General features: G+C 71.6%; 17 protein-coding genes. 10 read left to right on the plus strand and 7 right to left on the minus strand.

What is annotated here, in order from left to right; genetic code table 11:
- Positions 1 to 15: 15 nt before the first annotated feature.
- Together ACLQ26_RS23855 and ACLQ26_RS23860 are read left to right on the plus strand one after the other, a co-directional pair.
- Complete coding sequence (locus ACLQ26_RS23855) at positions 16 to 2,817, plus strand: DEAD/DEAH box helicase (RefSeq protein WP_425746545.1); 2,802 nt, start codon at positions 16 to 18, stop codon at positions 2,815 to 2,817.
- A gap of 165 nt (positions 2,818 to 2,982) precedes the next feature.
- Positions 2,983 to 3,885, plus strand: a complete 903-nt coding sequence (locus ACLQ26_RS23860; protein ID WP_425746546.1) for an MHYT domain-containing protein — start codon at positions 2,983 to 2,985, stop codon at positions 3,883 to 3,885.
- A gap of 21 nt (positions 3,886 to 3,906) precedes the next feature.
- Here ACLQ26_RS23860 and ACLQ26_RS23865 read toward each other — a convergent pair whose 3' ends face one another.
- Positions 3,907 to 4,278, minus strand: a complete 372-nt coding sequence (locus ACLQ26_RS23865) for a nuclear transport factor 2 family protein (RefSeq protein WP_425746547.1) — start codon at positions 4,276 to 4,278, stop codon at positions 3,907 to 3,909.
- 136 nt (positions 4,279 to 4,414) lie between these two features.
- Here ACLQ26_RS23865 and ACLQ26_RS23870 point away from each other — a divergent pair, with 136 nt between their 5' ends.
- The 6 genes from ACLQ26_RS23870 to ACLQ26_RS23895 all read left to right on the plus strand — a co-directional run bounded on the left by ACLQ26_RS23870 (position 4,415) and on the right by ACLQ26_RS23895 (position 9,789).
- On the plus strand, positions 4,415 to 5,233 hold the full coding sequence (locus ACLQ26_RS23870) for a helix-turn-helix domain-containing protein (protein ID WP_425746548.1): 819 nt from the start codon (positions 4,415 to 4,417) through the stop codon (positions 5,231 to 5,233).
- Positions 5,234 to 5,330: 97 nt separating this feature from the next.
- Entirely contained in the window at positions 5,331 to 6,182 is an 852-nt protein-coding gene (locus ACLQ26_RS23875) for a fumarylacetoacetate hydrolase family protein (protein WP_425746549.1), read from the plus strand.
- Positions 6,179 to 6,928 carry an SDR family NAD(P)-dependent oxidoreductase gene (locus ACLQ26_RS23880; RefSeq protein WP_425746550.1) on the plus strand — a complete coding sequence of 250 codons (750 nt, stop codon included), beginning with the start codon at positions 6,179 to 6,181 and terminating at the stop codon, positions 6,926 to 6,928. Before ACLQ26_RS23875 ends, ACLQ26_RS23880 begins: the two co-directional genes overlap by 4 nt.
- A 40-nt stretch (positions 6,929 to 6,968) precedes the next feature.
- Positions 6,969 to 7,736, plus strand: a complete 768-nt coding sequence (locus ACLQ26_RS23885; protein ID WP_425746551.1) for a (Fe-S)-binding protein — start codon at positions 6,969 to 6,971, stop codon at positions 7,734 to 7,736.
- Between the two features lie 20 nt (positions 7,737 to 7,756).
- Complete coding sequence (locus tag ACLQ26_RS23890) at positions 7,757 to 9,193, plus strand: LutB/LldF family L-lactate oxidation iron-sulfur protein (protein ID WP_425746552.1); 1,437 nt, start codon at positions 7,757 to 7,759, stop codon at positions 9,191 to 9,193.
- Positions 9,190 to 9,789 (plus strand): LutC/YkgG family protein, encoded by a 600-nt coding sequence (locus tag ACLQ26_RS23895; protein ID WP_425746553.1) that lies wholly within the window; start codon positions 9,190 to 9,192, stop codon positions 9,787 to 9,789. The genes ACLQ26_RS23890 and ACLQ26_RS23895 overlap by 4 nt, the downstream gene beginning before the upstream one ends.
- Before the next feature lie 263 nt (positions 9,790 to 10,052).
- On the opposite strand, the gene ACLQ26_RS23900 is transcribed toward ACLQ26_RS23895, so the two are convergent.
- The 5 genes from ACLQ26_RS23900 to ACLQ26_RS23920 all read right to left on the minus strand — a co-directional run bounded on the left by ACLQ26_RS23900 (position 10,053) and on the right by ACLQ26_RS23920 (position 19,538).
- Positions 10,053 to 10,637 carry a GNAT family N-acetyltransferase gene (locus ACLQ26_RS23900; RefSeq protein WP_425746554.1) on the minus strand — a complete coding sequence of 195 codons (585 nt, stop codon included), beginning with the start codon at positions 10,635 to 10,637 and terminating at the stop codon, positions 10,053 to 10,055.
- A gap of 181 nt (positions 10,638 to 10,818) precedes the next feature.
- Positions 10,819 to 11,052 (minus strand): GntR family transcriptional regulator, encoded by a 234-nt coding sequence (locus tag ACLQ26_RS23905; RefSeq protein ID WP_007459982.1) that lies wholly within the window; start codon positions 11,050 to 11,052, stop codon positions 10,819 to 10,821.
- Between the two features lie 598 nt (positions 11,053 to 11,650).
- Positions 11,651 to 12,424, minus strand: coding sequence for a maleylpyruvate isomerase family mycothiol-dependent enzyme (locus ACLQ26_RS23910; RefSeq protein ID WP_425746555.1), 774 nt, complete (start codon positions 12,422 to 12,424; stop codon positions 11,651 to 11,653).
- A 133-nt stretch (positions 12,425 to 12,557) separates the two neighbouring features.
- Positions 12,558 to 13,751 carry an endo-1,4-beta-xylanase gene (locus ACLQ26_RS23915; RefSeq protein ID WP_425746556.1) on the minus strand — a complete coding sequence of 398 codons (1,194 nt, stop codon included), beginning with the start codon at positions 13,749 to 13,751 and terminating at the stop codon, positions 12,558 to 12,560.
- A 270-nt stretch (positions 13,752 to 14,021) separates the two neighbouring features.
- The gene (locus ACLQ26_RS23920; protein ID WP_425746557.1) at positions 14,022 to 19,538 is read right to left on the minus strand and encodes a carboxyl transferase domain-containing protein; all 5,517 of its coding nucleotides are present in this window, start codon (positions 19,536 to 19,538) and stop codon (positions 14,022 to 14,024) included.
- 379 nt (positions 19,539 to 19,917) lie between these two features.
- Between ACLQ26_RS23920 and ACLQ26_RS23925 the strand changes: the two genes are divergently transcribed.
- Together ACLQ26_RS23925 and ACLQ26_RS23930 are read left to right on the plus strand one after the other, a co-directional pair.
- The gene (locus tag ACLQ26_RS23925) at positions 19,918 to 21,279 is read left to right on the plus strand and encodes a carbohydrate-binding domain-containing protein (protein ID WP_425746558.1); all 1,362 of its coding nucleotides are present in this window, start codon (positions 19,918 to 19,920) and stop codon (positions 21,277 to 21,279) included.
- Positions 21,280 to 21,499: 220 nt separating this feature from the next.
- Positions 21,500 to 22,753 (plus strand): phosphodiester glycosidase family protein, encoded by a 1,254-nt coding sequence (locus ACLQ26_RS23930; protein ID WP_425746559.1) that lies wholly within the window; start codon positions 21,500 to 21,502, stop codon positions 22,751 to 22,753.
- Between the two features lie 100 nt (positions 22,754 to 22,853).
- Here ACLQ26_RS23930 and ACLQ26_RS23935 read toward each other — a convergent pair whose 3' ends face one another.
- Complete coding sequence (locus tag ACLQ26_RS23935) at positions 22,854 to 23,657, minus strand: class I SAM-dependent methyltransferase (protein ID WP_425746560.1); 804 nt, start codon at positions 23,655 to 23,657, stop codon at positions 22,854 to 22,856.
- Between the last annotated feature and the right edge of the window lie 3 nt (positions 23,658 to 23,660).

Raw genomic sequence — 23,660 nt, forward strand, 5'->3', positions numbered from 1 at the left:
ACTAATCTTGGTGCCATGTCGAGCCCCGCCGAGCGGTTTGCAGCGGCGCGCCGCCGGGCCGCGCAGGCCGCACAGTTTCCGGCGCTGGACGAGTTCGCCCTTGACCTGGGGTTCGATCTCGACGACTTCCAGCGGGAGGCGTGTCAGTCGTTGGAGCGGGGCAGTGGCGTGCTGGTCTGCGCCCCCACCGGCGCCGGCAAGACGGTGGTCGGCGAGTTCGCCGTACACCTGGCGTTGCGGGGGCGGCCCGACGACCCGGCGGCGGCCGACGACGCCGCGACGCCGCCGATCCGGCGCAAGTGCTTCTACACCACGCCGATCAAGGCGCTCTCCAACCAGAAGTACCACGATCTGGTGGCCCGGTACGGCGCCGAGCAGGTCGGCCTGCTCACCGGCGACAACGCGATAAACGGCGACGCGCCAGTGATCGTGATGACCACCGAGGTGCTGCGCAACATGCTCTACGCGGGGTCCAGCACCCTGAACGGGCTGGCCTACGTGGTGATGGACGAGGTGCACTACCTCGCCGACCGGTTCCGTGGTGGTGTGTGGGAAGAGGTGATCATCCACCTGCCCGCCTCGGTCACCCTGGTCTCGCTGTCGGCGACCGTGTCCAACGCCGAGGAGTTCGCCGACTGGCTGGTCACCGTGCGCGGCGAGACCGCGGTGGTGGTCAGCGAGCACCGGCCGGTGCCGCTGTGGCAGCACATGCTCGTCGGCAAGCGGATGTTCGACCTGTTCCACGACGCCGACGCGGCCCGCAAGCACGACGTGCACCCGGAGCTGCTGCGCTACACCCGTGACCAGATGCGCCGCCTGGAGCTGGGGGAGGGGCGCAGCGCCGGGCCGGGCTCCGGTCGGCGCGGCCCCCGTTGGCGTGGGCCCATGCGTCCGGACATCGTCGACCGGCTGGACCGCGAGGGGCTGCTGCCGGCGATCCTGTTCATCTTCAGCCGGGCCGGCTGCGCCGCCGCCGTGCAGCAGTGCCTGGCCGCCGGACTGCGGCTCACCTCGCCGGAGGAGCGGGCCGAGATCCGCCGCGTCGTCGAGTCCCGGGTCACCGCCATCCCCGGCGAGGACCTGACGGTGCTCGGCTACTGGGAGTGGCTCGACGGCCTGGAACGGGGCCTCGCGGCCCACCACGCCGGCATGCTGCCGGTGTTCAAGGAGATCGTCGAGGAGCTGTTCGTCAGGGGTCTGGTCAAGGCGGTCTTCGCCACCGAGACCCTGGCGTTGGGCATCAACATGCCGGCCCGCTGCGTCGTCCTGGAACGCCTCGTCAAGTACAACGGCGAGGCGCACGTCGACCTGACCCCGGGGGAGTACACCCAGCTCACCGGGCGGGCCGGCCGGCGCGGCATCGACGTCGAGGGGCACGCCGTCGTGGTGTGGTCCCCGGAGACCGATCCGCGGCACGTGGCCGGGCTGGCCTCCACCCGCACCTATCCGCTGCGGTCCAGCTTCCGGCCCTCGTACAACATGGCGGTGAACCTGGTCGGCACGGTGGGTGCGGAGCCCGCCCGGGCGTTGCTGGAGTCCTCGTTCGCCCAGTTCCAGGCCGACCGGTCGGTGGTCGGCCTGGCACGGCAGGTGCAGCGCAACACCGAAACCATCGAGGCGTACGGCGCGGAGGCAGCCTGCCACCACGGCGACTTCGACGAGTACTTCGCGCTGCGGGTGGCGATCGCCGACCGGGAGAAGGCGATCGCCCGGCAGGGGCAGACCCAGCGCAAGGCCGCCGCCGTGGCATCGCTGGAGCGGCTGCGGGTCGGTGACGTGATCCGCGTGCCGTCGGGTCGGCGGGCCGGCCTGGCGGTCGTGCTCGATCCGGCGACAGGCGGTTTCGGCGAACCCCGTCCGCTGGTGCTCACCCAGGACCGCTGGGCGGGGCGGGTCAGCCCCGGCGACTTCACCACCCCTGCCGAGGTGCTGGCCCGCATCCGGGTGCCCAAGCACTTCAACCACCGGTCGCCGGGTGCCCGGCGGGATCTGGCCGCCGAGGTCAGCGGCACCGGCCTGGACCGGCACGGCGGTCGCCGCGGTGGCCGTTCCCGGCAGACGCCCGGCGAGGACCACCAGCTCTCCCAGCTCCGCACCGAGCTGCGCAACCATCCCTGCCACGCCTGCCCGGAGCGCGAGGAGCACGCCCGCTGGGCGGAGCGGCGCCGACGGCTGGAGCGGGACACCGAGGAGCTGCGCGAGCGGGTGTCCGGACGCACCGGGTCCCTCGCGCGGACCTTCGACCGGATCGTCGCCCTGCTGACCGACCGCGGTTACCTTGCCCGCGACGGCGCGGTCACCGACGCCGGTCGGATGCTGGGCCGGATCTGGACGGAAGCCGACCTGCTGGTGGCCGAGTGTCTGCGCCGACGCGTGTGGGACGGGCTCTCCCCGGCCGAGCTGGCCGCCGCGGTGTCCGTGGTGGTCTTCGAGGCGCGTCGCGACGTCGACGAGCGGGCGTCGCTGCCACGTGGCCCGGTGGCCGACGCGGTGGACGAGACGCTGAAGCTGTGGGGTGAGATCGAGGCCGACGAGGCGGCGCGCGGTCTGTCCGCGACCCGGGAGCCGGATCTGGGCTTCGCCTGGCCTGTCTTCCGGTGGGCGCGGGGCGAGGCCCTGGCCAAGGTGCTCGGCAGCGGGCACGAGATCGACGGGGAGATGCCCGCCGGTGACTTCGTCCGCTGGGCGCGGCAGGTGGTCGACCTGCTCGGTCAACTTGCCGACTCCGGCGGCGCCTCGCCGGAGCTGCGCTCCACCGCCCGGCAGGCGATAGCGGCCATCAACCGGGGCGTACTGGCCTACCACACCTCCGCCTGATCATCATTTTCGGTCAGCGCCGCCCCCGGGTCGACGCATCGGACGGTCACCGCGCCGGCACCCCCCGCATCGCCCGGGGGGCGCTGTTGCGCCTGTTCGGGGCAGCCCTGATCATTGCCCGAGCGCCGTGTTTACGCGCCGGTAACGAATGGGGAGAGAACCGCCGTGGCGGACATCAATCATTTTGAGTACGGGTGGATCACACCCGCGCTGAGCTACGCGCTGTCCGTGCTCGGCTCGGTTCTCGGGCTCGTCTGCGCCGGCCGCATCCGGACGGCCCGCACCGCCGGTCAGCGCGCCTGGTGGGGCCTGCTGGCCGCCTGGGCGCTGGGCGCCACCGCCATCTGGGCGATGCACTTCATGGCCATGCTCGGCTTCGCCGTCGACGGCGCCCGCATCCGCTACGACGTACCCCTCACCGCCGCCAGCACCGCCATCGCGGTGGTCGCCGTCGGCATCGGCCTGGCCATCGTCGGCACCGGCCGGTTGAATCCGGTACGCCTCGTCGCCGGCGGCGTCTTCACCGGCCTCGGCGTCGCCGCCATGCACTACACAGGCATGGCGGCGATGCGCCTCAACGGCAGCCTCGGCTACGACAGCACCCGCGTCATCCTCTCGGTGGTCATCGCGGTCGTCGCCGCGACCGTCGCGCTGTGGCTCGCGATGACCGTCCGGCGCGGCCTGGCGATCTTCGCGTCCGCGCTGGTCATGGGCGTCGCCGTGAACGGCATGCACTTCACCGGCATGAGCGCGCTGTCGGTGCACCTGCACGAACGCGCCGGCGGGGTGAGCGGCGCCGGGGTGAGCGCCCTGCTCGTGCCGATCGTCGTGGCGGTGATCTTCGGGGTGGTGGGCCTGCTCTACGCGCTGCTCGCCGCGCCCACCGACGACGACCTGGCCGCCGCCGCTTACCTGGACGCGCGCCGGGCACCGGAGCCCGCCCCGGCCGCGCCGGTAGCCGCTCCGGACCCGGTCGGGCTGCGCGCCCGGTCCACACTCGGGCAGTCCGGCACTCCGTTCCCGTCCCGCCGGGACACCCCTACCCGCCGGGACACCCCGTCGCGCTGACGCCGAGCACCCGGGGGCCGATCAGGCCCCCGGAACCCGGTCCAGCCAGCCGAGCACCTGGCGCAAACGCCCGTCGCCGTCCACCACGGCGACGTCGAAGCCCACGATCGGCGCCTCGACGCCGTCGGGTCCCAACTCCCAGGTGAACCGGACCTGATCGTGGTGGCCGTCCACAGGTCCGGCGAGCCGGAACGTCATGCCGGGAAAGAACCGGTCCTGTACGGCCGCGATCATCGCGTCGATCGCCTCCCGACCCTCGGCGACGCTCAGCGGGTCGACGTAGCGGGCGTCGGCAGCCCACACGTCGGCGATCTCCGTGCGGCGACGGGCCGGGTCGATCTCGTTCCAGATCGCGATGTACCGCTCGGCCAGGGTGTCGAAGCTGGTAGCCATGACTCTCTCCTCATCGTCGGACGACGGCGGCGGTGCTCGCCGCTCTCGAGAGAGATGCTCGCGGCCGGCGCGGGGCGCTGTCGATTACGTCGGAGGTAATGGCCGCTGCGCCGCCGCGGTCACTAGGGTCGGTCGCGTGACGACGACGACCAGACCTGTGCGACGGGTCGGAGAGCTGCTGCGCGACTGGCGTCAGAGCCGCCGGATGAGCCAACTGGACCTGTCGATCGAGACCGGAATCTCCGCGCGACACCTGAGCTTCGTGGAGACCGGGCGGTCCCGGCCGAGTCCCGAGCTGATCCTGCGGCTGGCCGAGCAGCTCGACGTGCCGCTGGCGGACCGCAACACGATCCTGCTCGCCGGCGGGTACGCGCCCGCCTACCCCCGCCACGAGCTGGACGACCCGGAGTTGGCGCCGGTGCGTGCCGCCGTCCGGCGGATCCTCGACGGCCACGGTCCGTACCCGGCGGTGCTCATCGACAGGCACTGGCAGCTCGTCGAGGCCAACCCCGCGGTGGCGTTGTTCACCGACGGTGCGGCGGCGCACCTGCTCGCCCCTCCGGTAAACGTGCTGCGGCTCAGTCTGCACCCCGACGGCATGGCCCCGCGGATCGGCAACCTGCCCGAGTGGCGTACGCACCTGCTCGCCCGGCTGCGCCAGACGGCAGTCACCACAGGCGACGCGGCCCTGCACGACCTGCACGAGGAGCTGCGCGGCTATCCCGGCGACAACGGCCACTCCCCGGCAACGGGTGACCCCGTCTCGCGGGTCGCCGTCGGGCTCCGCTACCGCCACCAGGGCCGGGAACTGTCCTTTCTCAGCACCACCACAGTGTTCGGCACCCCGCTCGACGTCACAGTCGCCGGGTTGGCCGTCGAGTCGTTCTTCCCCGCCGACGCGGCGACGCTGCGCGCCCTCGGCGTACGGGGCGGCGACGAGGTCCCACCGAGCTGACCGAGGTGATCCCGCCGTGCCGGGCGCGGGGCGTGTCGGTGTTGAATGCGGGGGTGTCCGCCACCGCCCGGTCAGCCCGGACACGGAGGAGAGTGAGATGAACTTCCAGCGCATCGGCCCGAGTGGCCAGGAGATCCCTGTCGTCCAGCGCGACGGTACGACCTTCGACCTGCGGCCGCTCACCGCCGACCTGGACGGGGCGTTCTGGGCGTCGGACGGGATCGCGCGGACGCGGGACGCGCTCGACCGTGGCGAGCTGACCGAGCTGCCCGACGCGGACAGCCTGCGGGTGGGCGCCCCCATCGCCCGACCTCACAAGATTGTCTGCATCGGACTCAACTACCGCGACCACGCGGCGGAGACGGGTGCGGCGCTGCCCGCCGAGCCGGTGGTCTTCATGAAGGACCCGATGACAATCGTCGGGCCGTACGACGACGTTCTCGTCCCACGTGGCTCGACGCAGACCGACTGGGAGGTCGAACTCGCGGTGGTCGTCGGCACGACCATCCGCTACGCCGACTCCCCGGAGGAGGCCATGCGGCACATCGCGGGGTACGCGGTGTCGCACGACGTCTCCGAGCGCGGGTTCCAGTTGGAGCGCGGGGGCCAGTGGGACAAGGGCAAGAGCTGCGAGACCTTCAACCCGTTGGGGCCGAGCCTCGTGCCGGCCGACGAGGTCGACGACCCGCAGTCGCTGGAGCTGCGGTTGTGGGTGAACGGGGTGCTGCGCCAGGACGGGTCCACGAAGGACATGATCTTCCCGGTCGCGCACGTCGTCTGGTACCTCAGCCAGTTCATGGTCCTGTACCCCGGCGACGTCATCAACACGGGCACCCCGGCCGGGGTGGCGCTGGGCCTTCCGGACCACCCGTACCTGCGCGCCGGTGACGTGGTGGAGCTGGAGGTCGCCGGCCTGGGCCGGGCACGCCAGACGTTGGTGGCGGCGTGAGCGCGGAGTTCGCCGGGCTGGCGGCGCTCGTCACCGGCGGTTCCTCCGGCATCGGCCGCGCCACCGCCGTGGAGCTGCGCGAGCGGGGCGCGCGGGTGGCCGTCCTGGACCTCGACCCGAGCGACCTGCCGGAGGACGTTGCCGGCTTCGCCGCCGACGTGTCGAGCCGCCCGTCGGTGCGGGAGGCGGTCGCCGCCGCCGCCGACGCGCTCGGCGGCATCGACGTGGTGGTCAACAATGCCGGGATCGGCGCGACCGGAACCGTCGCCGACCAGAGCGACGACGAGTGGCACCGCGTGCTCGACGTCAACGTGGTCGGCATGGCGCGCGTCGTCAGCGCGGCCCTGCCCTGGCTGCGCGCCTCGGCGCACGCGTCGGTCGTCAACATCTCGTCCATCGCCGCGCTCAACGGCCTGCCTGGCCGGGCGCTCTACTCGGCCAGCAAGGGCGCGGTGCTGTCGCTGACCCTCGCCATGGCCACCGACCACGTCCGCGAGGGCATCCGGTTCAACTGCGTCTGCCCCGGCACTGCCGACACGCCCTGGGTGGGACGGCTGCTGGCGCAGGCCGACGACCCGGCCGCCGAACGTGTGGCGCTGCAGGCCCGCCAGCCCATCGGACGACTTGTCACACCGAAGGAGGTCGCGAACGCGATCGTCTACCTGGCGTCGCCGCTGTCGGCGTCGACCACGGGTACGGTGTTGGACGTCGACGGTGGGGTCACCCATCTGCGGGTCCGGCCGTGACGGCGGCCGGCCGGCGACGGTCGGTGGGGGGAGGCGGGCCGTGCGGATCGCGCTGTTCGTGACCTGCCTGGCCGACACCATGTTCCCGCAGGCGGCCACCGCGACCGTGCGGCTGTTGGAACGGCTCGGCCACGAGGTGGTCTTCCCGCAGGAGCAGACCTGCTGCGGGCAGATGCACGTCAACACCGGCTACCAGCGCGAGGCCGTCCCCCTGGTACGCCGGCACGTGCGGGTCTTCGACCCGTACGACGTGATCGTCGCGCCGTCGGGCTCCTGCGTCGGGTCGGTGCGGCACCAGCACGCGACGGTGGCCCGCCGGGCGGGCGACGTGCGGCTGGCCAGCCGGGCCGAGTCGGTGGCCGAGCGGACGTACGAGCTGTCCGAGCTGCTCGTCGACGTGCTCGGGGTGACCGACGTGGGCGCGTACTACCCGCACCGGGTCACCTACCACCCGACCTGCCACTCCCTGCGGATGCTGCGGGTGGGGGACCGGCCGCGACAGTTGCTGGACGCGGTGCGCGGGCTCGACCTGGTCGAGTTGCCGGCCGCGGAGCAGTGTTGCGGGTTCGGTGGCACGTTCGCCGTGAAGAACCCGGAGACGTCCACGGCGATGCTCGCGGACAAGATGCGTCACGTGCTCTCCACAGGCGCCGACGTGTGCGCCGCCGGGGACGTCTCGTGTCTCATGCACATCGGCGGTGGGCTGTCGCGGCTGCGGACCGGCGTACGCACCGTGCACCTCGCCGAGATCCTGGCCTCGACCGAGCAGAGCGGCGCGGTCGGCGTCGGGTCGGCGGCCCGGTCGTGACCCGCCGGACGTTCCTCGGCATGCCCGGGGCCATGCCACCGGTGACCGCGCCGGCCGGCGTGGGGCACCTGCGCGGCGACGAGTCGTTCCCGACCGCCGCGCGGCGTAGCCTGGCCGACCCGCAACTGCGGCGCAACCTCCGCCACGCCACGACGACGATCCGGGCCAAGTCCGCGGGGGTGATCGCCGAACAGTCGGACTGGGAGCAGTTACGCACGGCGGGCGCGGCCATCAAGGCCGACACCCTGCGCCGCCTGCCCGACCTGCTGGAACAGCTCGAAGAGAAGGTCACCGGGGCAGGCGGGGTCGTGCACTGGGCGGCGGACGCCGTCGAGGCCAACCGCATCGTCACCGACCTCGTCCGGGCGACCGGCGCGGACCGGGTCATCAAGGTCAAGTCCATGGCGACCCAGGAGATCGGCCTCAACGAGGCCCTCGAAGCGGCCGGGATCACGGCCGTCGAGACCGACCTCGCGGAGCTGATCGTGCAGCTCGGCGACGACCGGCCGAGCCACATCCTGGTGCCCGCGATCCACCGCAACCGGGCCGAGATCCGGGAGATCTTCCTCCGCGAGATGCCCGGCGTCGACCAGGCGCTCACCGACGACCCGACGGCCCTCGCGGCCGCCGCGCGCCGGTTCCTGCGCGAAACCTTCCTGAGTACGCCTGTGGCGGTGTCCGGCGCGAACTTCGCCGTCGCCGAGACGGGCACCCTGGCCGTGGTGGAGTCCGAGGGCAACGGGCGGATGTGCCTGACCCTGCCGGAGACCCTCATCACCGTGATGGGCGTGGAGAAGGTGGTGCCGACCTGGCGCGACCTGGAGGTCTTCCTCCAACTGCTGCCACGGGCGTCGACCGGGGAGCGGATGAACCCGTACACCTCGATGTGGACGGGTGTGACCCCGGGCGACGGGCCGCAGACGTTCCACCTCGTGCTGCTCGACAACGGGCGCAGCGCGGTGCTCGCCGACGAGGTCGGCAGGCAGGCGCTGCGGTGCATCCGCTGCTCGGCGTGCCTCAACGTGTGCCCGGTCTACGAGCGCGCCGGCGGCCACGCCTACGGGTCGGTGTACCCGGGGCCCATCGGTGCGGTGTTGTCGCCCCAGCTCACCGGCATCGAGGACAACGCGTCCCTGCCGTACGCGTCGACGCTCTGCGGCGCCTGCTACGACGCCTGCCCGGTCAAAATCAACATCCCGGAGTTACTCGTGCACCTGCGTGCCGAGGCCGTCGAGTCGCGACAGCGGCCCACCGCCGAGTCGATTGCGATGGCCGCGGCCGCGTACACGATGGACCGACCCCGGCTGTACGCGGCCGGGCAGCGCGCCGCGCGGCTGAGCCGGCTCGCCGGCAGGCGTGGTCGGGGGCTGCCGCCGCCGCTGAACGGCTGGACCGCCAGCCGGGACCTGCCGGACCCGCCGGCGCAGACGTTCCGCGAATGGTGGGCCGGGCGGTGACCTCCCGGGACCTCGTCCTCGGCCGGCTGCGGGCCGCGCTCGCCGCGGACACCGCCGCGCCCGTCGACGTGCCACGCGACTACCGGCAGGCCGCCGCCGTGGACCTCGACCAGTTGGCGCAGCGGCTCACCGACTACCGGGCGCACGTGCACCGGGTCGCCGAGGCCGCTGTCGCCGACACGATCGCCGACCTCCTGCCGGACGGCGGCACCGTCGTCGTACCGCCGGGTCTGCCGCACGCCTGGCTGCCGCCGACGGTGACCGCGCTGCCCGACGACGGCCTCGACCACGCGCGGATCGGCGCCGCCGACGCTGTCGTCACCGCCGCCGCCGTCGCCGTCGCCCAGACCGGAACCGTCGTCCTCGACGCCTCGCCCGACCAGGGACGCCGGGTGCTCAGCCTCCTGCCGGACCGGCACGTGTGCGTCGTCCGCGCCGACCAGGTTGTGGCCACCGTGCCGGAGGCCCTCGCCCGACTGACGCCACACCGTCCACTGACCTGGATCAGCGGCCCGTCGGCGACAAGCGACATCGAGCTGATCCGCGTGGAAGGGGTGCACGGCCCCCGCCAGTTGCACGTCATCCTGCTGCCCTGACCAGCGTCTCCTACTCGGTCATCCGCCGACCCGTCCGAGCGCGCCGCCCCGGACGAGTAAGACGCTTGACTCAAGACGGGGCTTGGGTTGCGGCGACCGGCGCTGGCCATCCGCTGTGGCTGCTCGGCGAGCCGATGTGCTGTTGAGCGGTATACCGCAGAGGTATGAATATGACTCTGAGGTATATCGCTGACGACCGCATCCGCCCCCAAGAAGGTGACGGACGGTCACGGCCGCCGGCTGCGCCCACCGCCCAGCCAGGGCTAGGAATCACTCGTGTAGGGCCCATGCCGAGAGCACAGGCGGTCGCGCTGCGGCGTGACGGCGGGCCGGCCGGAGTCCGCGAGGTCGATGCGCCAGTCGTTGCTGCGCATCAGCGAGCCGCTATCCGGCGGATATTCGAAATTGCAGGGGCCGAGGAGGGCGAAGCCGAGGCGGTGGCAGAGCGCGTTGGAAGGGGCGTTGTCGACTGCGGGGAACGCGTGCAGGCTGTGGGGCTCGTCGGGCTGGCGGGCGACCTCGCGGACGATAGTGATCAGGGTGGCGCCGGCTGCGGAGGCAATGCCTCGGCCCTGGTAGGGCGGTAGGACGTTCCAGCCGGTCTCGAAAATCTGCTCACCCTGCCAGGTGCGTCGGTGATAGGCGATGCTGCCGACCATCTCGTCGCCGAGCAGTACGGCGAACATGCAGCCGCGACCAGTTGCCGGCATGGCAAGGTACCGGCGGTGCCGGGCAAGCAGTTGTTCCTCCGGCTCAGGGCCGCCGACGTGACGACGCATCTGCGGAGTGTTGATCCGGCGCAGAAGGTCGAGCGCGGATTCCGACCAAGGCTCAAGACGAAGGTCCATGCGGCGCAGCCTGGCAGGCATCGGGATCACCAAGCACCTCATTTCGACCGGGTGCGGATGTCGTTCGCCTGTACAACTCGGGCCTGCGCCGCATTCGGCGGCAACGCGGCCTTGGAGCCGGGTGGTGCCCGTGGGACGTGGGGTTGGGGACGCGGCTGCCGGCTGGACCGTCGAGTGAGACCTAGTCGGACTGCCCAGCCTCGGCCACGTAGACACCCTTGCCGGGCTGTCCCTCGACCAACCCGCGATCTTTGAGGATTGTCGTGACCCGGTTGATCGTGGAGATGTGCACACCGTGCTGGTCGGCCAGCTCTCGTGTGGACGGTAGCTTCTCGCCCGGCGCAAGCTCTCCGGACTTGATCTTCTCGGCTATCTCGTTGGCGATGCGCCGGTAGTCCACTCTCTCGGTCGGCATGACTCGATCTCCGTAGGTCCCTGGTTTCGGCAAACTCCTGGGTTCCTGGCGGCAGGCCCACCTGAGGGAGCACAACGGGCTCGCTCAGGTGGGACCCAATCATCGTGGGGAAGGTGCCGATCATGTCGATAGACGAACCGGTGTCGAAGGCAACCGAACTGTTCATGGCGAAGCGGGTGCTCGACGCACACTGGACTCGGGCACTCGACCGGCCATGGCGAGTAGGTGGGTGCCTGGAGTGTCAAGGTCGCAATGATTGTCCACAGCTTGACTGGGCAATCGCGCTGACCGCAGACGTGGCAGCCCGGATGATTCCGAAACTGGCGTCATGACACTCGCGCGGCACAGCGACTGGTCGTCACGGCTCATGATCATGTGATGAAAAGTAGGCCAGGAACGCCTCTAGCACCTACTTTCCATCACATGATCAAGCTTTGCCCGGTCGCTCCACCGCGACGTAGCTGCTGGAGCACGGGGGTGTCGGTGATCTTGTCGTCGGCGGCGTGGTCGCTCGGCGCTGATCACCTCGGCGGCCCTGGTCATCGATCGACCAGCCTGGCCGCAGCGCGGGTGACGCCGCTGGGCCGTCGTCGCCGTCCTATTCCGGCTCCCAGGCGATCAGTTGGTCGAAGACGCGCCGGTCGCCGTCGACTTCCAGCGAGTCCATCGCGATGCGGCCGTAGCAGAACATGACAAGCTCATTGGCCGTACCCCGGGCGGAGACATAGGCCGTCTCCGGGCGCTCGCCGGCGACCGGCGTGGGGAGGCGGGCGGCCCGGGCGCCGTCGGCGGAGAACCAGAGCCGCCAGGTTCGGCCCTCGGTGGCGTGGTAGTCGACGACAGCGGGCTCGTGCGGCCACGCGATCGTCGTCGCGACGCAGGTGGTCACGAACTCGTCGACACCGTCGAGGGCCACCTCGTCCGGCAGCGGCTGCGGGGCGCCCACGGCGACCTGGGCGTCGTAGGTGTGCACGGCGACCTGCTGGAGCTGGTGCCGGGCGACGGCACCGGCGGTCTGCGGCGACTGCGAGTCACCCCACCACGTCCAGCAACCACGATCCGGGCCGGCCTCCCGCAGCGCGTCCAGCAGCTCCCCCGTCGCCGCGGCGAACCAGGCCAGCAGGGCCTCGCGCTCCCGGGGCGCCTCAGGGGCGGTCATCTCCGGCGGAGCGTCGGCGGGCCCCGCGGCCACGATGGCGGCCCACCTGCGGCGACCCTCGCCCAGGTGCTGCACCAGGTCGAACAACGTCCACTCGGGACAGGTCGGCACCCGCACGTCGAGGCTGGGTGCCGCGGCGACCGCCGCCCGGAAAGCGGTCGATCGTTCGTCCATCAACCGCAACAGGTCGGCGAACTCCAGAGTCTCTTCCACCGCGGCTTTGTACCACCTCCCCTTCGACAACCGGCAGCGAATTTCCCACCCCCGGTGGCGGGGCCACCGAGCACGCGCGCCGCGCTGACACGGGCCGTGCGGGGAGGGTGGACCCCGCACGACCCGTGCCGGTTCAGCGGTGCGGCCTGGGCGCGACGCGCGGCAGGACGTACGGCGGGCCAGCGAAGATCAGGTCGGACTTCAACTCCTGGTACGCCCGCTTGGGCTGGTAGTTCTCGTCGTAGATGGTGGCCAGGCCCTCGGGCGGGTCGTTGAACCACTCCGGCACCCAGGAGTACTTGTCGCTGAAACCCCACACGGTGTACGACAGGCAGGTGCGCACGGCGAGGCACGCCTTCATCAGCACGCTGAAGTTGGCTGCCGACGCCTGCAACCGGGGGTTTATCTCGGCGGAGTTGCCGGCCCGGACCGCCTCGGTCATCTCACTGCGCACGTCGACCTCGGTGAACGCGGTGGCCAGACCGAGCCCGGCGAACCGCTTCAGGGCGTCGGTCACCTGGAGGGTGTCGAAGTTGCCGTACTGGGTTCCCAGGTGGCCCTGCGAGCCGACGCCGTCGATCGGGACGCCCTGCGCGCGGAGCCTCTTGGCCATGTCGTAGACGAACTGCGTCTTGTCGTCGGCAGGGTTGCCGGAGCCGAACGCCTCGATGTTGTAGTCGTTGTAGAACAGCAGCGCCCTGGGATCGGCGGCGCGGGCCCAGCGGAACGCGTCGGCGATGTAGTCGGGGCCGAGGTTCTGCGCCCAGAAGCCCTTGTAGTGCAACGTCGACGGGGTGTCCCAGGGGTCGCTGACCGCCTCGTTGACCACGTCCCACTGCCAGATCCTGCCCTGGTAGCGCTTCACGACTGTGGTGATGTGCTTGCGCAGCAGCTCGCGCAGCTCCTGCTTGCTGATGCTGCCGTCGGCGACGCCGTTGGTCAGCCAGGCGGGCAGTTGGCTGTGCCAGACCAGCACGTGGCCGCGGACGGCCTGGCGGTTGCGTTTGGCGAACTCGACGAGCTGGTCGGCGGCCGTCCAGTCGTAGGTGCCCCGGGTGGGCTCCAGGCTCTCCCACTTCATCGCGTTCTCGGCAGTGACCGAGGAGAACTCGGAGGCGGCCAGCCGGCGGTACTGCGGGTCGCCGGTGTCGTTGAGGGCTGTCGCGTTCACAGCGGTGCCGATCTTCAGCCCGTGGCGCTGGCCGAGAGCGGCGAGGGTCTGCGCGGTCGGGTCGTACGGCCGGCTCGCGGTGGCCGGCATCGCGTTCAACGCCGCAGCGGTCGCGACGGCGACGACGCCGGCGCTGATCCACCGTCGTGGCTTCATCTGCCTACCTTTCGGAATTAATCGACAAGTGTCGATCTTCAAAGGGAGGGTGCGGGGCGGGACGAGGACCGGAACTCGTTCGAAACATTATGGCCGTCGATGGGCCCCGTCAACTCTGAAAACTTCCGGAAAAGAGTCGGGTGAGCTGCCCGGCTGTGGACAGTCGTCGGATGAAAGTTTCGACGGTACGTCCGCTCACGACAGTGGGGACGGCACCGACCGCGATGAGTCGGTGCCGTCCCCACTGTGCTGGTTCGACGAGGGAGCGCCCTACCGCAGACGCGCCTCGATGGCCTCGATGACGCGCGGACGCAGCTCGGCGGCGCGGATGACGGCGTCCACCGAGCCGACCTCGACGGCACGTTGGATGTTGTGCACCCGGTCGAACTCCGTGGCCACCTCACCGAGCTTCTCCGCCCGCACCGATGAGCGCAGCTCGTCGAGCTCGGCGGCCAGCGCGGCGCGCTCGGTGCCGGCCGCGGCGGCGACACGGGCCTCCAGGGCCCGCACCCGCTCGTCGGCGGCCGTACGGGCGTTGACGTCCGCGGAGAACACCACCGCCGCGGCGGGAGCGCCGCCGAGCACCGAGGCGAACGACCCCTCAAGCGCGAGCACCGTCATGCTCGGGTTCAGCGCCTTCGAGAACACCACGAACGCGCCGCCGTGGTAGCGCGAGATCACGCAGAACACGATCGGACCCTGGAAGTTCACGATCGCCCGGCCGATCTCCGCGCCGTACTCCAGTTGCAGCTTGCGCATCGACTCGGGCGAGCCGTCGAAGCCGGACAGGTTCGCCAGCACGACCAGGGGTCGGTTGCCGCTTGCCGCGTTGATGGCCCGCGCGGCCTTCTTCGACGAGCGGGGGAACAGCGTGCCCGCCGTGTAGGTGTCCGGGCCGTCGGTGGGCGGGAATCCGCGCCGCGGCACCGACCGGGACTCGATGCCGAGCAGGCACACCGGGATGCCGCCGAGGTGGGCGTCCTGCACGACCGCGGTGTCGGCGTCGGCCATGCCCGCCCACCGCTCCAGCACCGGGTGGTCCTGGTCGGCGAGGGCCCGCAGCACCGTCCGGATGTCGAACGGCTTCTTGCGGTCCGGGTTGGCCTCGGCGGAGAAGATCTCACCGACCGTGCGGAAGGGGCTGCCCGCCACGTCGTGCGGGAAGCTCGAGACGTCGCGGTCCACCGGGTCGGTGGTGGTCGCCCGCCGCGGCGCGTCCTCGCCGGGCGCGACGTACGTGTGCTCGTAGTGGGCCATCAGCACGTCCCGCGCGGCGGTCAGGTTCGGCGCCCAGTACTGCGCCTGCCCGTTGGGCCCCATCACCCGGTCGTAGCCGCCGATGCCGAAGTTGTCCTCGGCGGACACCCCGCCGGAGAAGTCGAGCGACTGCTTGCCGGTGAGCACCATCGCCGAGTCCGGCGTCATCACCAGGACGCCCTTGGTGTGCATGAGCATCGTGGCCTCGGCGTTCCAGTACGGCTGCGCGCCGACGTTGATGCCCGCCACGACGATGTTGATCTCGCCGCCGGCCTGGGTGAACTCGACGATCCGCTTGAGCGCGGCGGCCACCCAGTCCATGTTCTCCGTGCCCGAGGTCATCGAGATCCGGGCTCCGGCGGACAGCGCCCACCACTCCAGCGGCACCGCCATCCGCTCCGCCAGGTCCAGCGCGGCGATCACCCGCCGGCACTCCGGCTCGGACAGGGCCCCCAACGACTTCGTCGGGTCACCGAGCAGCACGACCCGGGTGACACCCTCCGGGTGCAGCGTGGCAGGCGTGGTGACGACACCGGCGACGATCGCGGCCCGGTTGCGCCCCTTCGGCCGGTCCACGGGCACCAGCGACTGAGCGCAGCCGGAGCCGGTGTTGGGCGGAGACGAGCACAGTCCATCGTGCCCGGCGTGCGCGTCGTCCAGGTCGTGCTCGACGAACTCACCGAGCCGGCTGGTCAACTCGTACGGGTACACCGTGTTGCGGCTGCTGGCCCGCAGCACCTTCAGCCGGTACTCGTCGAGCGGCTCCACCGGCTCGACCGGCGGGGTGCCGACGGCCAGCTCGGCGCCGCCTGCGGCGTCGAACGAGATCCGTACCGCGATCTTGGTCAGCTCGCCGGTGCGACGGTCGCGCTGCCGCGCGACGAACAGGATCTCCTCCAGGCCGGCGCCCACTGTCGTCGGGCGCACGCGCCCGGCGATCATCTCCATCTCCTCGCGGGTCAGCTCGCTCGGCGGCCAGACGTAGACCACGATCCGGTTGGTGGTGAAGCGCGTCTTCGACGGCCGCCGCGACTGCGCCCGGCGGATCGAGTCGAGGCACGCCGCGACCGCGTCCTCGGCGGTCGGCAGCGCCACCAGCCGGCCGTCCTGCTCGCGCAGCTCGGTCAGGTCGCGCACCTGGGCGAACGCCACGAGACGCTCGTCGGCCGGGTTCTCCCGCGCCACGCACTGGAAGAGGTAGACCTCCTCGTCGGACGACGGCAGCCGGGTCAGGTCGAACTTGTGCAGCCGCTCCAACTGCATCCGCTGCGCGATGTACGGGTGCAGACCGCGGATCAGCCGGTCCTCCACCATCGCGCCGTCGGACGGGCGGAAGGTGAAGTGGTGGTGCATGACCGCACCGCCACGACCCGCGACGGTGGCGGTGAGCCGACGGACCTGCGCCGGCAACGGATGCGCGGCGAGCACCTGGAGCAGCGCGGCGGCCATGGCGTCGAAGTCCTCCGGCTGGTTCTCCCAGCCGAGGTAGATGTCGGCGTCGACGGAGTCCTCGTCGCCGGCCAGCTCGGCGAGCCCACGCAGCGCGCCACCCAGCGCGTCGAAGCTCACCGCCGCGGAGACCACACTGGAGTCCGCGCGTTCGGCGACCACGAAGGCGCAGTCGGCGACCTCGCGGGTCCGTACCCGGGTGAGGGCCTTGTTGCCGTAGTAGCGGCGGGTGAGCACCTCCAGCATGACCGTGTTGTCCAGGTGGTCACGGACGAGGCGCTGGCCGAGCAGACGCACCAGCGGCTCGGTGCTGCGGACCATCTCGGCGATGCGCTCGGCGCGGTCGGGGGCGTCCGGGTGCGCGTCCAGGTGCCGCAGGTGCGCCCGGATCTGGGCGTAGACGCGGGCACGGTTGCGGCGTAGCAGCGGCTGCGCGAACCACGCGAACACGACACCCCGCGCCAGGTCGGCGATGGCGGGGAAGCGGACCTGCGTCGCGGCGATCAACCGCTCGAGCGCCAGACCGGCGGGCTCGCGCAGCGACTCGTCCGGCGGGGTCTCCCGCAGCCATTCGCGCAGCAGGGCCGCCACGACCGTGGCGTCGGCGGACGCACGCTGCTGGGCCAGGAAGATCCGGAACACGGCGGCTTCCAGGCCGGGGGAGCGCTCCAGGTCGGTGATGCCGTAGTGGCCGAGCGCCTTGGCGAGCCTGGCCTGGAAGGCGTCGGGCAGGCCGGCCCGCTCCACGTCGAGGCTCTGCAGGTAGGTGTGGAAGTACTCCCGGGCGCTGCGGACGTGGGCGCCACCGTCCTCGCCGGTCGGCCGGTTGCGGCTCAGCTCGGCCAGGTCGGCGAACACGTCGACGAGGTCCACCTCGGCGGCCAGTTGCCGGTGCCCGTCCTCGGCGGCCAACCGCCGCACGACGAGGTAGTCGTCGAGCACCCGGCGGTCGTCGTGCGGGTCGACGTCGAAACCGAGCAGCAGGCCGCGCAGGTCCTCCTGGCCGCGCCTGCTGCGCTCGTACGCCCCCGCGTTGTCGTCGGCGGCGGGCAGGTCCAGCTCGACGGTGTCGGCGCTCGGGGCGGCGGCGGCCTCGGTGGCCTCGTCGGCGAGCGGCTCCAGCCGCAGCAGCGGTGCGCCGGCCTCCACCTGGCTGCCCACCGCGACGGCGCACTCCTTGAGCCGGGCCCGGAACGGCGCGCGCAGCACCGTCTCCATCTTCATGGCCTCCAGCACCAGCACCGGCGCGCCCGCCTCGACCTCGGCGCCCACCTCCAGCGGCGTGGCGACGACGAGCGCGGGCATGGGGGAGCGCAGGACGCCGCCCTCGTCGCGGCTGACCCGGTGCGTCACACCGTCGACCTCGACGAGGTGGGTCGGCCCGTGCGTGCCGGTGAGCAGGCGGTACCGGATGCCGTTGACGACGATCTGGCCGGTGTGCCTGTCGAAGCGGTCCAGCTCGACGTCGGCCGTGTGCACCGTGCCACCCGCCTCGATGCCGACGCGGAACCGGTGTGCCCCGATCCGCGCCACCCGCATCCGGTAGGTGGCGCCGCGCAGCTTGAGGTCCAGCGGCCGCCCGCTGGCGTGCTGCACCTGCGGGCGGCCACCGGCGGCCGTCGACAGCAGCCGCTGCCGCTCGGCGCGCTCCTCCTCCTCGTACGACTCGATGGCGGCGGCGGCCAGGGCGACCGCTGAGTGCCGGTGCGTCACGAGTCGGCCCTCGCCCCGGACCCGGTCGATCCAACCGGTGTCGGCGCTGGCGTCGATGATCTCGGGCTGGTCGAGCAGGTCGAGCACGAAGCTCTTGTTCGTCGCGCCGCCCTCGATGATCACCGTGGTGTTGGCCATCGCCCGCCGCAGCTTGCCGAGCGCCTCGTCGCGGTCGCGCCCGTACGCGATGATCTTCGCAATCATCGAGTCGAAGTCGGCCGGAATCGTGTCGCCCTCGCTGACGCCGGTGTCCACCCGGATGCCGGGGCCGGCGGGCAGGTCCAGCCGCGCGATGCGGCCGGGCGACGGTGCGAAGTCGCGGTCCGGGTCCTCGGCGTTGAGCCGAGCCTCGATGGCGTGGCCGCGCTCGGCCGGCGGCTCACCGACGAGCCGGCCGCCGGACGCGACGTGCAGCTGTGCCTTGACCAGGTCGAATCCGGTGGTCAGCTCGGTGATCGGGTGCTCGACCTGCAGGCGGGTGTTGACCTCCAGGAACGCGAACAGCCGATCGCCGGGGTGGTAGAGGAACTCGACTGTCGCGGCTCCCCGGTAGCCGACCGCCACGGCGAGCCGCTCCGCCGAGGTCTTCAACTCGGCCGCCTGGGACGCGTCGAGCACCGGTGAGGCCGACTCCTCGATGACCTTCTGGTTGCGCCGCTGCACCGAGCAGTCGCGTACGCCGAGCGCCCACGCGGTGCCCTGGCCGTCGGCGATCACCTGGACCTCGACGTGCCGGGCGCCGGTGACCAGGCGCTCCAGGAACACGATCCCGCTGCCGAACGCCCGCGCCGCCTCCTGGCTGGTGCGCTCGTACGCGTCGGCGAGCTCGGTCTCGTTAGTGATCACGCGGATACCGCGTCCGCCGCCGCCTGCCGTCGCTTTCAGCATGAGCGGATAGCCGATCTCGGCCGCCGCCGTGCGAGCGGCGTCCAGCGTCTCGACGGCGCCGCGGCTCCACGGCGCGACAGGCACGCCGACCTCCTCGGCGATCAGCTTCGCGCCGATCTTGTCGCCGAGCTGGCGCATGGCCTCGGGACTCGGCCCGACGAACGTGACGCCGATCTTCTCGCACAGCTCCGCGAACGCCGGATCCTCGGCGACGAAGCCCCAGCCGACCCACGCGGCGTCGGCCCCGGTCTCGATCAGGGCGCGCTCCAGCGTCGCCAGGTTCAGGTACGGGCGGGCGGACGCCGGCCCGAGGTCGTACGCGATGTCCGCCTCGCGCACGAAGGTGGCCGTACGGTCGACGTCGGTGTGGAGGGCGACCGTCTCGATCCGGCTGCCCGTCTCCGCGGCCAGCTCCCGGACCGCGTGGATGAGCCGCATGGCGGCTTCACCACGGTTGACGATGGCGACACGGTTGAACACCCGACTGACCCCTTTGGTAGACCATATGTGCGTGCCGGGAGTCGACGGCTCCCGGCAGTGGTCACTTTTCCGGCTCTCGGCGGACAGCGCCATGGTGCAACCGCCGAACCGACAGTCGCTCTGTTGTAGGAACCCCACAAAACTTTTTGGCTGTCAGGGCGCGAGTGCCGGATCTCCGCCCGATCCTCGGCCTGGATGCCCAGATGTCCGCTTCGAGGTCTTTGCGGACATTGGCGACGATTGGGGGCCGGCTGGCCCGCCACGAAGAGGCCACCTCCGATACGGCAGGCGTCTGTCATACATTCATATGTATCGCACGGATCATCCCTACGCTCTGTCTGCCCAGCTCAACGGGTACCGACGTCGAGAGGATGGAGCGGTGTTGACCAGAAGAAGCAGATCCGCGTTCGTGGCGGCGGTCGCGGCGACTGTTGTCGCGGTGGCGGCAGGCGCGCTCGCCGGCGGCACGGCGAGCGCCGCCGAGCCCTCGCCGTTCACAGTCGTCGACGGCGCGATCCGCACGGCGACCGGCACCCCCACGCCCACCTCCGGCACGCACGCCTCGCTCTGGGGCAACTCCAGCTACGCGCAGACAAGCGTCACAGGCTCCGGGCGGGTGCTGATCGGCGCGATTGGTGACAACTGCCAGGGGTGGCCGACCGTACGGGTGACAGTCGACGGCGTCAGCGTCGGCCAGACCACCATCGTCAGCGCGACCGCCTACGGCACCTATCCCGTCGGCGCGGCGGTCGGGGCGGGTCAGCACACCGTGCGGATCCAGTTCGTGAACGACTTCCGGGCCGAGTCCTGCGACCGCAATGTCCACGTCGCGTACGCGCGGATGGAGACCCCGGGCGCCACGGACACGACCTTCAGCTTCGCCGTCCTGCCGGACACCCAGCAGGAGGTGCTGAACAGTGCGGACACCCGGTTCCGCAACCGTACGGACTGGCTGGTGCGCAACCGGTCCGCACTGGACCTGCGCTTCGTGGCCTCCTCCGGTGACATGGTCAACTGGGACACCCCCGACCACTCCCAGTACGTCATCGCCCGCGACGCGATGCGCCCGATCGAGGCCGCCGGCATCCCGTACGCGCTGGCGATCGGCAACCACGACACCCAGGCGACTGGCGTCGGCGGCTCGGCCCGCGACCCGGCACACACCCGGGAGCTCGTCCGGGACACCACGGTGTTCAACCAGTTCTTCACCGTCGGCCAGTACGGCGCGGTGCAGGGGCAGTTCGAGAGCGGGAAGGTCGACAACTCGTACTCCACCTTCTCGGCCGGCGGCGCGCAGTGGATGGTGCTGACCCTCGAACTCTGGCCCCGGGTCGAGGCCGTCGCCTGGGCCCGCGCCGTCGTCGCCGCCCACCCCCGGCACAACGTCATCGTCGTCACCCACGACTACATCGACGGCAGCGGTGCCATCGAGCAGAGCGCGTCGTACGGCGCGACCAGCCCTCAGTATCTCTTCGACAACCTGGTCAAGCAGTACGCCAACATCCGTTTCGTCTTCTCCGGGCACGTCGGCGTCGCCGGCAACCGGGTCGACACCGGTGTCAACGGCAACAAGATCTACTCGTTCCTCCAGACGTTCCACTCCAACACGACGAACCCGGTGCGGCTGGTCGAGATCGACACGGCGGCCAACTCGGTGCGTACCTGGATCCACGCGCCGTACACGAACCAGTCGTTCCCCGAGTACGACAGGTCGTTCACCGGCATCGGCGTCCTGCGCTGACCAGGACACCGTCCACGGAGGGCGTGCGACAGCTGTCGCACGCCCTCCGGTCGCCCGTAATTGATCAAGACCGTGTGGGCGGTTCACGTCGACAGTCCCTCGCGTTCACCGTCGGGTGATCGGCTGGCCAGGAAGATCGCCGCGGTTCGGGCCAGTTCGCCCGTCCGGCGTGGAACCTGCGGGCATCGGCCCGCAACCGCACCGAAGGAAAGGAACGGCGATGAGGCCATCGCACCTCGTACGCCCGGGTCTGGCACTGCTGCTCGCCGCAGGGCTGAGCACGCTCGCGACGCCGGCCGAAGCCGCCCGGATCGCGACGACGACGTCGGCGTCAGTGGCCCCGGTCACGGTCACGTCGAGCGAGCAGCTCGCCCCGGGCGTCACGTACGGCTCGTTCCAGGTGGACACCCCGCGCGGCGCCGCCGTCGGCTACCTGCTCACCGCCGACCTGCGCAAGAACAAGGTCTCGCTGGACCTCCTGCACCCGGACACCGTGGCGCAGCGCCAGGTCGTCTCGGCGATGACCAACGCCCAGGGCGCCATCGCCGGCGTGAACGGGGACTTCTTCAACATCAGCGAGACGCACGCCGGCGTTGCACCGACCGGATCGTCCTCCGGCCCGGAGATCGCCGACGGCGAGCAGCTCAAGTTCGCCGTGCCGACCGCCCAACGCTTCGGCCCCGGCCTCGCCCCGGGCACCTCGACCCGCGACGTGTTCGGCGTCGGCGTGAACGGCGAGGCGCGTGTCGACACCCTGAGCCTCACCGGCGAGGTCCGCAGCGGGACGCACGCGATCGCCCTGGGCGGCCTCAACCAGTACGCGCTCCCGGTCGGCGGCGTCGGCCTCTTCACCTCCGCCTGGGGCACGGCCTCCCGGGTTCGCTCGACCTGCGGCAGCGACACCAGCCGCAACGACCCGTGCAGCACCCACACGTACGAGGTGACCATCCGCCGCGGAGTGGTGACCGCTGTGGGCCAGACGCCCGGCGCGGGTGCGATCCCCGCCGACACCGAGGTGCTCGTCGGCCGCGAGGGCGGCGCGGACGCGCTCGACGACCTGGCCGTCGGCGACCGGGTGAGCGTGCACGAGAAGCTCGCCTCCGCCGGGGCGCCCAAGCTGACGTTCGCGGTCGGCGGTGCGCCGATCCTGCGCGACGGCGTACCCCTCGCGGGCCTCGACACCAGGACCGCCGCCGTGCGCAGCGCGGCCGGCGTCAGCCCGGACGGCAGGACCGTGTACCTCGTCGCGCTCGCCGGCCGCGCCCCGGCCAGCGCCGGCCTCACGATCGCCGAGCTGGCCGACGTGCTGCGCTCTCTCGGCGCGGACGCGGCGGTCAACCTGGACGGCGGCGGCTCGACCACGATCGCCGTCCGCGAGCCGGGCCAGGCGGCGGCCACCGCCCGCAACAGCCCCTCCGACGGTACGGAGCGCGCGGTCGCCAACGGCATCGGCATCTTCGTCGGCCGTCACTGACCGAGCTGTCCGGGTCGGCGCCGCGGTTGCGCCGCAGTTGTTTCCTAGGACGCTCTAGGGGGTGTGCGGCCCGCCACGCACGGCGGGCCGCACCCGTGGCCTAGCTGGCCCGGCGGCCGCGCGTCGACACGAAGTGGTACGACATGACGGCGAACGAGGGCTCACGCAGCAGTCGACGGAAGGCGGTGAGCTGCTGGGGAGACAGCCCCGCCGCCAGCAGGTCCGGCTCCAGCTGACGGGAGTTCGTCTCGTAGAGCGACGCACCGGTCGACCCGCCGGCCCAGCTCTGCGAGTGGGTGCTGGTGTCCACCTCGATCAGGCCGGCGAGGATCATCTCGGTGTGCACGTCCTGCGCCCACCCCAGGTCGGCGCCGTGCTCCTGCAACACCTCCATCATCGCGTCCATCACCTGCGTGAACAGCTTCGCCGCGTCGTCGCTCGGCGCGTTCAACACCCGCACCGGCGTGGTGCAGTCGAACTCCTCCACGAGCAGCCAGCCGCCGGGGGCCAGCGCGCCGACGAGGGTACGCAGGACCCGTCGGCGCTCGGGCAGGTGCAGCAGCACGAGACGGGCGTGGACCAGATCGAACGCGTCGCCGGGCGGAAGGTCGGTGCGGACGTCGTGCCGCCGTACGGTCAGGTTGCCGTCGGCACGCAGGTGCGTGGGGTCGATGTCGGTGGCCAGCACGCCGCCGTCCGGGCCGACCGCGCGGGCGATCCGTCGGGCCATCGAGCCGCCACCGGCCCCGACCTCCCAGCAGGTCGAGCCGAGGCGCAGCACCGGGCGGGCCAGGCGACGCATCGTGATCGGGTCCAGGAAGGACTCCAGCGCCCGCATCTGCGGGACCGCGTCCGGTGCGCCGTTGTCGAAGGTGTACGCGCCATCGCTTGTGGGAGTCGCCATCGT

This window comes from Micromonospora sp. DT43, from assembly GCF_049841645.1.
Lineage (GTDB): Bacteria > Actinomycetota > Actinomycetes > Mycobacteriales > Micromonosporaceae > Micromonospora.